At 42.9% G+C, this 9846-nt stretch carries 13 protein-coding genes; 7 read left to right on the forward strand and 6 right to left on the reverse strand.

Annotation, left to right across the window (positions count from 1 at the left end; all coding sequences use genetic code 11):
- Positions 1 to 251: 251 nt before the first annotated feature.
- Positions 252 to 689, reverse strand: coding sequence for an OsmC family protein (locus H5073_RS07465; protein ID WP_182678484.1), 438 nt, complete (start codon positions 687 to 689; stop codon positions 252 to 254).
- A 42-nt stretch (positions 690 to 731) separates the two neighbouring features.
- Positions 732 to 1631 carry an AraC family transcriptional regulator gene (locus H5073_RS07470; RefSeq protein ID WP_182678486.1) on the reverse strand — a complete coding sequence of 300 codons (900 nt, stop codon included), beginning with the start codon at positions 1629 to 1631 and terminating at the stop codon, positions 732 to 734.
- A gap of 181 nt (positions 1632 to 1812) precedes the next feature.
- Here H5073_RS07470 and H5073_RS07475 point away from each other — a divergent pair, with 181 nt between their 5' ends.
- Positions 1813 to 2172 carry a hypothetical protein gene (locus tag H5073_RS07475; protein WP_182678488.1) on the forward strand — a complete coding sequence of 120 codons (360 nt, stop codon included), beginning with the start codon at positions 1813 to 1815 and terminating at the stop codon, positions 2170 to 2172.
- Here H5073_RS07475 and H5073_RS07480 read toward each other — a convergent pair.
- Complete coding sequence (locus tag H5073_RS07480) at positions 2153 to 2797, reverse strand: DsbA family oxidoreductase (protein ID WP_182678490.1); 645 nt, start codon at positions 2795 to 2797, stop codon at positions 2153 to 2155. The two genes, H5073_RS07475 and H5073_RS07480, sit on opposite strands and share 20 nt — an antisense overlap.
- 421 nt (positions 2798 to 3218) lie before the next feature.
- Between H5073_RS07480 and hpf the strand changes: the two genes are divergently transcribed.
- Entirely contained in the window at positions 3219 to 3575 is a 357-nt protein-coding gene (gene hpf / locus H5073_RS07485) for a ribosome hibernation-promoting factor, HPF/YfiA family (protein ID WP_182678492.1), read from the forward strand.
- A 95-nt stretch (positions 3576 to 3670) separates the two neighbouring features.
- On the opposite strand, the gene H5073_RS07490 is transcribed toward hpf, so the two are convergent.
- Complete coding sequence (locus tag H5073_RS07490) at positions 3671 to 4393, reverse strand: YebC/PmpR family DNA-binding transcriptional regulator (protein ID WP_182678494.1); 723 nt, start codon at positions 4391 to 4393, stop codon at positions 3671 to 3673.
- A gap of 364 nt (positions 4394 to 4757) precedes the next feature.
- Here H5073_RS07490 and H5073_RS07495 point away from each other — a divergent pair, with 364 nt between their 5' ends.
- On the forward strand, positions 4758 to 5015 hold the full coding sequence (locus H5073_RS07495; protein WP_259394847.1) for a TIGR02922 family protein: 258 nt from the start codon (positions 4758 to 4760) through the stop codon (positions 5013 to 5015).
- Positions 5016 to 5149: 134 nt separating this feature from the next.
- Here the strand turns inward: H5073_RS07495 and H5073_RS07500 are convergent, their stop codons facing one another.
- On the reverse strand, positions 5150 to 5731 hold the full coding sequence (locus H5073_RS07500; RefSeq protein ID WP_182678496.1) for a TetR/AcrR family transcriptional regulator: 582 nt from the start codon (positions 5729 to 5731) through the stop codon (positions 5150 to 5152).
- Between the two features lie 123 nt (positions 5732 to 5854).
- On the opposite strand from H5073_RS07500, the gene H5073_RS07505 reads away from it, so the two are divergent.
- The 4 genes from H5073_RS07505 to H5073_RS07520 all read left to right on the forward strand — a co-directional run bounded on the left by H5073_RS07505 (position 5855) and on the right by H5073_RS07520 (position 9126).
- A complete protein-coding gene (locus tag H5073_RS07505) occupies positions 5855 to 6898 on the forward strand; it encodes an alkene reductase (RefSeq protein ID WP_182678498.1) in 1044 nt (347 codons plus the stop codon).
- Positions 6899 to 7331: 433 nt separating this feature from the next.
- Positions 7332 to 8336, forward strand: a complete 1005-nt coding sequence (locus H5073_RS07510) for a diacylglycerol kinase family protein (RefSeq protein WP_182678500.1) — start codon at positions 7332 to 7334, stop codon at positions 8334 to 8336.
- A 120-nt stretch (positions 8337 to 8456) separates the two neighbouring features.
- On the forward strand, positions 8457 to 8648 hold the full coding sequence (locus H5073_RS07515; protein ID WP_182678502.1) for a CopG family transcriptional regulator: 192 nt from the start codon (positions 8457 to 8459) through the stop codon (positions 8646 to 8648).
- A 133-nt stretch (positions 8649 to 8781) separates the two neighbouring features.
- Positions 8782 to 9126, forward strand: coding sequence for a zinc ribbon domain-containing protein YjdM (locus tag H5073_RS07520; protein WP_011495678.1), 345 nt, complete (start codon positions 8782 to 8784; stop codon positions 9124 to 9126).
- 603 nt (positions 9127 to 9729) lie between these two features.
- On the opposite strand, the gene H5073_RS07525 is transcribed toward H5073_RS07520, so the two are convergent.
- The coding region (locus H5073_RS07525; protein ID WP_182678504.1) for an IS3 family transposase at positions 9730 to 9846 on the reverse strand (117 nt) is incomplete at its 5' end.

A 9846-nucleotide genomic window follows, 5' to 3' on the forward strand; every position in this document is an offset into this window, starting at 1 on the left:
TGTAGGGTTACAGTATCGCAACTCTTCAAGGGCAGCCCCTTAAAAAAAGAGCTAGATAATACCATGACCGCCCATTTCTTGGGGGCTTTCAGTGTTTTGTAGGGCTAAAACTCAGTTTTAAATTACGAATGCTCAGCGGCGCAAATACAGTGAGCACACACAGGCAGTGTAGTGGGGGGGCAGGGGGATAAGGAGAAGAAGACAGGCTAGAGTGAATAACAGCGCTGTCTTATCTTCTTGATAACTTAAGTTTAAAAATTAATTTCAACTTCTGAGCGTAAGCTGTTGGCGATAAAACAGTTAACGTGGGCCTTATCGTGCATCTTGGTTAAGGTTTCATGATCAACCTCAACCCCTTCGGCAAATATGACTTTGGGGTTTAAAATCATCTTAGTGACCGCAAGCTTTCCTGATTCGGTTTTACCTAAGTCAGCGCTGGCATCATCAATGTAGCTAGCCACTGGCAAGCGCTTTAAATGAGCAATTGCAAGGAATGTCAGCATGTGGCAAGAAGAAAGGGCGGCGAGTAGGCTCTCTTCTGGATTTATTTTATCTTCACTGCCTTTGTATTCAGGTGCTGAAGAGGCGTTGACCACTTGGCCACTGCCATAGGCGATTTGGTGATCGCGGCTAAAATCGTCAGCGATTTGCACTGAGTTGTCCCAGCTTACCGTGAGTTGAAATCCCATCTTAAAATATCCTCAATTGAGTGAGTGTGCAGGCTCGATACATTACAGCCTGTCGGCGCCAGGGCCAATGCCAAAATAACGCTTATAGGCTTTGGCAAATGAGACATCGCTCTGATAACCAACATCGAGGGCAACTTTAATGACTGTATCGCCTCGCTGCAATTGTTTTTTTGCTTGAGTGAGACGTAAGTGGGTTAAAAAAGCCAGCGGCGCTTGATTTAGGTAGCGATTAAAATAACTCACAAAACTGGCTCGAGAATAACCGCCGCTGGCAGCAAGACTTTCTAATGTCCAAGGGGCACCAATTTGACGATACATGTGTTGCAACACCATCGCCATCTTTGGGTCTTGTAATGCATAAAATAGCCCCATTTCCGTGGTCGGTGACTCGGCTAATTGCCTGAGCAGGGCAAGGAAGAATACCTCGGACAGTCGCGATAAAATAACGTCGTTGGCATGAGCCCCAAGGTGAGACTCGCTAATAATACTCTGTACTAAGCTTTTTATTGCCCCGATTTGCTGGGCTTTCGTGATGACTAAACAATCGCGAAATTGCTGCAGTACTGGGTGTTGCTGATCGCTGCCAAAATCGAAATACCCGCAGATAAGTCCAGTGCTGTTTTCCAGCGGAACTTCCATGGGGTAGGCGATAAACTGGCTGGGCTCATTCTCAGCGGCATTACTAAGTTGAGCCTCGGGGCTGTAACTGAGTAGATGAGCGCTATCTCGGATGAACAGCACCATGTCTCCAGCATTGAGCAAGGTGCCATTATGCTGATTGCTGTGAAGGTAAGCTTTACCTGAACTTATTAAGTGAAAGTTCGCATGACCATTACCTGAAGTGTCAGTGCTCCAGCTGTCGCAAACTAAGGTTCGGTGAAAGAAGGAGCGGTGAAAGACAGTGGCGCTCAGATGAAAACTTGATAGTAATTGATTTAGCAAAGCTCAACTCCAAAGATGAGCTGAGCAATAAGTTAGACCTAAAGGCATAAAGTTAAGCTTTTAAGACATACTGGCTTAAGCTTGCCTTAATTATGCTATCCCTGTTGACAATAACTCAGCTGAGTCAAGTGAGACACTCGAATATGAGTTATTGATTTTATGTACAAAACAGGATGAAATCATGAACAAATTACTAAGCCATTTACTGACCGTTGTTACCCTAAGTGCGCTTACAATAAATGTGGCCAATGCAGCACTGCCAATAGCCAATGCTGAAGGGGTTGTTGAAATTCATTTGGAGCAGCACGGTGGTCATTTCAGCGCTAGAGATACCTTAGTTTCACTTAAGGCGGGTAAATATCAATTTGTTATCACAAATAAAGCCGAAAAATTAGCGGGTTTTCAACTACAAAACTTCACCACTCATGAAGCATTAGACATGTTTCCATTAGAGCCGGGTGAAACCCGTCGCAGCGAGATAGTTGAAGTGACTGAGCAAGGAGTACGTTTTCGTTGCCCAATTAACCCAACACCTTGGTAATAAGCTCTTCGATGACTTCTACAGGTTGCGCACCTGAGAGTAAATATTGTTGATTAAACACTATTGCAGGCACAGCTTGTATCCCGCGGCTTATCCATAGCTGCTCGGCTTCTTTTACCTGTGCAGCAAAGCGTCCATCTGTCAGTATCGTTCTGGCTCCATCAGCATCTAAGCCCACTTTAACAGCGGCACTGACCAAGACTTCAATATCATTAGGATTTTGCTGTTGGGTAAAATAGACATCGAACAAGGCTAATTTTAGCGCGGTTTGCTTATCAGATTGACCCGCCCAAAATAATAATTGGTGAGCAAGAAAGGTGTTGAAAATTCGTGAGTCAGCTTGAAAGTTAAATTCAAAATGTAATTCTTTGCCTAAATCAGCTAAACGCTGACGGTTTTGCTGACTTTGTTCGGGAGTGGAGCCGTACTTTTGGGCTAAATGTTCACCTAAGTGTTGCCCTTCAGGCGCTAAATTAGGGTTGAGTTCAAAAGGATGCCAATTAACACTGACATCAAGTTGCGGGTACTGACTCAAGGCTTGAGTCAAGCGCTTGTAGCCTACAATACACCAAGGGCACATAATGTCTGAGACGATATCAATTTGCAGTTTAGCGGCAGCGGCCATAATTAAATCCTAAGATGGTGTATAACAAGGGAACTATTTGTCTTTGAGTATCTCTTATCTAGAGTGACTTTTGTAGTTAATGCTGAGAACAGTGGCTATAGGAGGCCAATTTTAAAATTGTGCTGGACATTTATTCTAAACTGGTCAAAAGTTCAGGTAGAAGGCATTTTTGGCTATACTTTGCTTGTTTACAGGAAAAGCGCCATTGAAGGATAAATGAAATATTTCATTTTTTTTACTCATGTCCTCTTGTGATCTTGAGCACATGCCCCCAAGTCTATTTATGTGACAATGAATTACAGGGCAATAGGAACCAAGCAAGAATACAGAAAACCAAGTACCAAAAATCGCAACACTAAAATTAGAATGCATATACGTGTGCAAAGTGTAATACGAGTAGACAGCTATTTAAGGACAATTTATGAAAATAAATCTTTCTGGTCACCATGTTGAAGTCACAGATACCGTTAAACAACACGTCAATGAGAAGTTCGCAAAGCTTGCCACCCATTTCCCCACTCTTATCGGATTAGACATTATCATAGCCAAAGAACATGGCGAGTATGATGTAGAAATCAGTACCAAATATGAAGGCGGCCGTATTTCGGCGAAAGGCAATGATTCTGTCATGTATCCCGCCATTTCTAGTGCTGCTAAAAAGCTTGATGCCGCACTAAAACATCGTAAAGGTCAACTCAAAGCCGATTTGCATCAAAAACCTAATGTCACAACTCCTGAAATCGCCCATGAGATAGTGCAAAATATGGACCTCCGCTAAGCCTGCAAATTAGGCTAGCGAGACAATGAGCTTCAATAAATTTAAGCCATAAAAAAACGCAGCGATTGCTGCGTTTTTTATTATTCATTTTATGACTATTCGACAATTTCAGCATTATGATAAACGTTTTGCACGTCATCACAATCATCAAGTGCGGCCAAAAATTTCTCAAAGGTGTCAACGTCTTCACCTTTGATTTCAGTCATGGTCTGGGGAACAAAGGCTAAGTTCTCTACCTTAAAATCTATCTCTGGAAAAGCTTCTGTTAAGGCGATTCGAGCATTGCTAAACTCAGATACAGGAGTGAATACGCTGATGATGCCATCTTCCAATTCTACATCTGTTACATCCACATCAGCCATCATTAATAGCTCTAAAATAGCTTCATCATCATCGCCATCAAATACGAATACAGCTTGATGATCAAACATGTGTCCAACAGTACCTGGGCCGCCTAATTTAGCATCATTCTTAACGAAGGCTTGACGCACTTCGGTGAAGGTACGCTTGCCGTTATCGGTTAAGCAGTCAACGATAACCATGCAACCACCTGGACCAAAACCTTCATAGCGAGCGGTATCATAATCTTCACCACCACCACCACGGGCTTTTTCAATACCACGTTCGATAACATGAGCGGGCACTTGATCTTTTTTTGCTCGGGCAATCAAGCTGCGAAGGGCTAAATTACCATCTGGATCGACGCCGCCCTGCTTAGCACAAATATAAATCTCTTTACCGTAACGTGAATAAATACGTGTCTTCTGTCCAGCGGTTTTCGCCATGGACTCTTTCTTATTTTGATATGCTCTGCCCATCTTGATCTCGTATCTGTGTTTGAAAAAATTGATGCCGATTCTAACAGGATTATTTGCATCTGTTTAGTTCAGCATCACAAATTATTACTCTTATTAGCCAGCAACTTGGCTTTAATGCTAATGACTTACTGGAATGCCGCTGATGCATTGAGTGGGTTTTAGCTTTATTCTTTGAGCTTAAAAGATTCTCGATTTAAAAAACTGTTGCTAAATGTTATCAAACTGTGTTTTATTACGAGGTGAGTCTGAATAATGCCTTGAAGCGTAAGCTGCTCAAACCCGTGTGGGCAAGGCTTTATATAGACTCAATTGCTATTATCCTTTATGGTTGGTGAGTCATAATTAATAGAGAGTTAAACCCATAATGTCAGAGACACAGAAGCCTACAGTGCAAAATATGAGTTCGAATACGGCCATAGTGACTGTGCTGTATTACGAAGCACCAGCTGGGCTGATTATGCATAATGAGATTTTGACGGGTTTGGCTGTTAGCGAGTCAGGGCGGGTTATGATCCCGCAGCAGTTTCGCCGTGGTAAGTCAATTATTGCTGTGCTAGAAGGTGAATGCACTATATTGAATTCACTAGGTGAACGTGTTTATGCACAAAAAATCTTAGGCTAATGGCTTGGATTAATTTTTTAAATTAATTACTTATATTCAGTTAGCAACACAGCTGGGTTGTATTAATGACCTAAGGGTTTTATTTGAGCAGCCTTCTCAATCAATTCATCTGCGAGCACTGCTCAAATCATCCATTAACGACTGACATCAGCGAGTAACTTCTTCGCCAATCGTGCAAGCTGCTCTGGATCCTGTTGGGTATGAGCAAAGGTTCTAAGTCCATAAATCCCCATCATCAGATATTGTGCTAATTCTTGGCTAGTGGCTTGGCTGTTAATTTCATTACTTTGCTTAGCGCTATCAAACACTGAGATCAGTGCTGCTTGCCATGCAGTTAAATTTTTGTTGATAAGTGTTTTAATATCATCATCTTGCGTGCCCACTTCATTTAATGTTTTGGTCAACAGACAGGCTTTTGTCATGTCGTCTGATAAGCATTCATTAAGGATTTCATTAAGGTAGTCACTTAAATTAGCTAAGCTTGAATGATTGTTGTTGAAAATATCAATAAACTGTTGATTTCGTTCGTCTTGATATTGACCAATTGCGGCGAGCAGTAAGCCTTTCTTATTTTCAAACGCACAATAAATTGACCCCGGATGTAATCCCGTGGCTTTGGTGAGATCTTGCATGCTGGTTTTAGCGTAGCCTTTGGCGGTAAACACGCTCATGGCAGCACACAGAACAGCTTTGCGGTCGAACTCGGCATTTCTCATAAAAAGAGCTTTCTTGAGGCTTAGTAAGGTAATTCTAACCAGCTTTGAAAAATTATACAAAAATACTTGAATGAGGATTCAAATAAGATTATCTTGAATGCTCATTCAAGAAAGGGGTATCACATGCCAGCTAACTTATTTCAAGCTTATACACTTAATAGCAGCTTAACCTTATCAAACAGAATTTTAATGGCACCGCTGACGCGTTGTATGGCTGATAATGACTTAGTGCCCACTCAGGCAATGGTCGAATACTATGCCCGCCGCGCAGAAGCAGGGCTTATCATTAGCGAAGCGACCATCATTAGGCCCGACGGCCAAGGCTATCCTAATACGCCTGGTTTATTTACCCCTGCACAAATTCAAGGTTGGCGGGCTGTTACAGATGCAGTGCACAGTAAAGGTGGCAAGATATTTGCCCAGTTGTGGCACACGGGCCGCGTGGCTCACCCGCACTTTTTTGGTGATGGCAAGGTGTTTTCAGCCTCAGCACAAGCGGTTGAAGGCAGCGTACCGAGAATGCGTGAACTCACTTACCAAACTCCCACTCCTGCGAGCTTGGACGACATTAAGCTGCTGGTGGCGGACTATGCTCAAGCGGCTGCAAATGCTATAGATGCAGGCTTTGATGGCGTAGAAATACACGGCGCGAACGGTTATCTGATTGATCAATTCTTGCACCATGACAGTAACCGCCGTGAAGATGAATACGGCCAAACCCCGGCAAACATGTCACGTTTTGCTCTGGAAGTGGTTGATGCTATTACTGCACGCATTGGCGCCGACAGAACGGCACTGCGGTTATCACCTGGTGCATATTTTAATATGGGCGCAGATAAACGTGATCGTGAGGTATTTGATTATTTATTACCACAGCTTCAAAAGCGCAAGCTGGCTTTTTTACATATTGGAATTTTTGACGATGCCATGGAGTTTGACTACTTAGGCGGAAGGGTTTCCAGTTATGTTCGCAGTGTTTATAAGGGCACCCTGGTAGGCGTTGGCAGCTATACCGCAGAATCTGGTAGTGCTGCGATTGAGGCTAGCAAGTTTGATTTATTAGCCATAGGCAGGCCCTTTATTGCCAATCCAGATTACGTGGCTCGCGTGCGCGAAGGCAAAGAATTGCTTGCCTATTCTGATGCCATGTTGGCAGAGTTAGTGTGAACATCAGCATAGTTACCACTTTTTAAGGAACGCATTTTCAGCTGAAAATGAACATTTAGTTTTCATCAACCCCAAATTTCGATGATATTAGGTTCCTGCCGCCACAGCTTATGCTGTGGTTTTTTTTACCTAAATTTTACCTAGCTTTTACTGTTTCACTCAGTATTATGAACTAAATTATTGGCTTACCAATCTGTTGTCATTCAGGGGCAGGCTTACGATGCTAAAGGTTGAATAGAATATTGCCAGCTAGCAATAAGTCGGTGGCATATTAAGTGGGCGACATATAAGTAGGCAATATCAAAGATTAATGCTTTTCCCTCGCCGCCCGTTAGCATGTATATTCGCTATTTAGTTGCAGTGATGATTTTTAATAACCAATTTGATAACTCATTCGCTAGCTCATTCAATAACTTATTCGGTAAAGATAATAATGAAAACAATACTGAAAAAAGTGCTGCTGGTGGTTAATCCCATGACCAATAAGCGCAAAGCCGCTTGGCAAGTCAGGGTGACTACAGCGTTAGAGCAGAGAAAATGGGCCTATCAGCACTACCAAACATCATCATGCCTCATCCAGAATCAGGCTTTTTTTAGTGATAATCTCGATAAATTTACTGATGTTATCGTGCTCGGCGGCGATGGTACCTTGCATATTGTGGCTAACTGCATGGCTTATAGCGATATTCCCATGAGCTTTATTCCCTGCGGCACGGGCAATGATTTTGCTCGGAGTTGGTATGGTGAGATCAGTGATGAGCAGTTACTTGAATGTGTGTTGTATGGACAGGTGAGCAGCATTAGTTTGGGGCAAGTTAATCAACGTTATTTTATCAATGTCGCTGGTGTTGGCTTTGATGGCGCATTGCTACAAGCAAGCCTAGGACGGAAAAGTTATTTCCCTAAATTGAGCTATTTACAGCAAACTTTAGAGCGCCTGTGGGGCTATCAAGGCCAAGAACTTGAAGTTAGCGCTGTTAACGCTAGCAAGAACGAGGCTAAAAATAGGTTGAGATCATACTCGAAATCTAACAGTGAATTTGACCATAAATCGGCTTGCGAACGTGAGCCAGAGCTTGCGGCGTTGATTGAAAGTTGTCAGCGGCCAAGCTTTATGCTCGCTATCGCTAATGGTCAGTATTTTGGTGGCGGCATGATGATAGCGCCTCATGCCCATGTAGCGGCGCCGCGGCTGGCATACTGCCATATTCAAGATTGCCGCTGGTCAGATAAACTCATCAACCTGCTGCGAATATTCTCAGGCGCTCACTTAGACGCCCCTATAGTTCAAGCTGGGCAGATCCATAACGGATTCAGCATACTCAGTGTGGGCATCCCAATGGAAGCCGATGGTGAATGGTTAGGTTTGAGTCCCGCAGAAATTACTGTACACCCAAATGCATTGAAGCTTAGAGGGGGGAAATATCTAGTTACTTAGAGAATTAGCTGCTTAGAGAGTGAGTTGGTTGTGATTAGTATTAAGCTGCTACAAGGTAGCCATCAGGCCAGCTCTTCATTATAATCAAATTATCATGTTTTAATTTAAGGCTAGAACACCGTGGAAAACAAAACCGCTCGCTTTACCGTCTTAATGGACCCACTTAAAAAGCAAGCCTTTGAGCAGCTCTGCGCTGCACAGGACTTAACACCATCTCAAGTGACGCGGCAATTGATCCGTGAATATCTTGAAAAACACAATGTCAGTTTGGCAGATATCCACAGCGTAGCAAATCCACAAGTGAAGCGCTGACACTGGTCAGTTTGTGATAATCGTATTATAATGCAGTTATCATGTTTTAGCTGTGTAGCTTAATGCTGAAATTTGGTTTCAACTAAGCAGAATATACGGTCAATGTTACGAATACAGAGAGTAGAGAATACTTATGAGCGACGTCATCCCACCATGTCCTAAATGTGAATCACCTTATGCCTATTCAGACGGCACGTTACTTATTTGCCCTGAGTGCGCTAACGAGTGGAATCCCAATGAAGTGGTAGTCGATCCTGATGCCATTATACTAAAAGATGCCGTAGGCAACTTATTAGCCGAAGGCGATAAAGTCACGCTAATCAAAGATTTGAAAGTCAAAGGCTCTTCATTGGTGTTAAAAGTCGGCACTAAAGCCGTCATCAACCGTTTTGTCGCCGGCGATCATGATATCGACTGTAAAGTCGACGGCAACGGCCAGATGATGCTTAAATCACAATTCGTGAAGAAGCAGAACTAATATAAATTTTAAGCTTACGCGTGCAGATGAAATGTCGAGCGCTAGCCATAAATAAAAATCCCCGCGACAGCCAAGTCAGCGGGGATTTTTTATGGGCCTAATATACTCTATAAATTTAAAGGTAAATCTGAGCAATAACCCTTTGTCTTAAATAATCTTACAGTTTGGGCTTTAGTACCTGAATGGTGGCGCAAAGCTTCACTAGACACATCATGGCAATTTGCGAGTAGACCGTCCATCTCATGGACGGGATGCTCGACTTTTTTAAATCAAGAGTCAAGGGCGGACTTGCTGCGTGTCGATGAGTGAATGCCATGATGGGGCTGTACACTAAAGTTCAATCTGCCACTTTGTTATAGGTTTTTTTAAATAATAACTACCGTAAATTTTCCAAACGGTGATTAAGGGAAGACTTGCTGCGAGTAGGTAAGAGAATGCCATGATGGGCTGTATGCCGATACTAAAACGTTACTATGCACTTATTTATGTTCTCGTGTGGACATTTTGTGGGCACAACAGAAACAAAAAGAGCTTAGCATTGCTGCTAAGCCCTTCTATAAACTGGTGGGGCGGCGGGACTTGAACCCGCGTCCAGTGTACTGGTCAACCCAAATTGGACACTTTTAGTTGAGAATTTTCAAATTCTACAGGTGACAGATCACCATTAGCAGAATGAAGTCGCTCCAAGTTGTAATATTTCATGTAAGCAGTCACATCTTG

This window comes from Shewanella sp. SR44-3 (assembly GCF_014163735.1).
In the GTDB taxonomy this organism is placed as follows: domain Bacteria; phylum Pseudomonadota; class Gammaproteobacteria; order Enterobacterales; family Shewanellaceae; genus Shewanella.

Excerpts from the sequence above, each read along its gene's own strand:
- H5073_RS07520 (WP_011495678.1), top strand. The coding sequence starts at position 8,782 with ATGAGCGACGTCATCCCACCATGTCCTAAATGTGAATCACCTTATGCC.
- H5073_RS07510 (WP_182678500.1), top strand. The coding sequence starts at position 7,332 with ATGAAAACAATACTGAAAAAAGTGCTGCTGGTGGTTAATCCCATGACC.
- H5073_RS07490 (WP_182678494.1), bottom strand. The coding sequence starts at position 4,393 with ATGGGCAGAGCATATCAAAATAAGAAAGAGTCCATGGCGAAAACCGCT.
- H5073_RS07505 (WP_182678498.1), top strand. The coding sequence starts at position 5,855 with ATGCCAGCTAACTTATTTCAAGCTTATACACTTAATAGCAGCTTAACC.
- H5073_RS07465 (WP_182678484.1), bottom strand. The coding sequence starts at position 689 with ATGGGATTTCAACTCACGGTAAGCTGGGACAACTCAGTGCAAATCGCT.
- H5073_RS07495 (WP_259394847.1), top strand. The coding sequence starts at position 4,758 with ATGTCAGAGACACAGAAGCCTACAGTGCAAAATATGAGTTCGAATACG.
- H5073_RS07475 (WP_182678488.1), top strand. The coding sequence starts at position 1,813 with ATGAACAAATTACTAAGCCATTTACTGACCGTTGTTACCCTAAGTGCG.
- hpf (WP_182678492.1), top strand. The coding sequence starts at position 3,219 with ATGAAAATAAATCTTTCTGGTCACCATGTTGAAGTCACAGATACCGTT.
- H5073_RS07500 (WP_182678496.1), bottom strand. The coding sequence starts at position 5,731 with ATGAGAAATGCCGAGTTCGACCGCAAAGCTGTTCTGTGTGCTGCCATG.
- H5073_RS07480 (WP_182678490.1), bottom strand. The coding sequence starts at position 2,797 with ATGGCCGCTGCCGCTAAACTGCAAATTGATATCGTCTCAGACATTATG.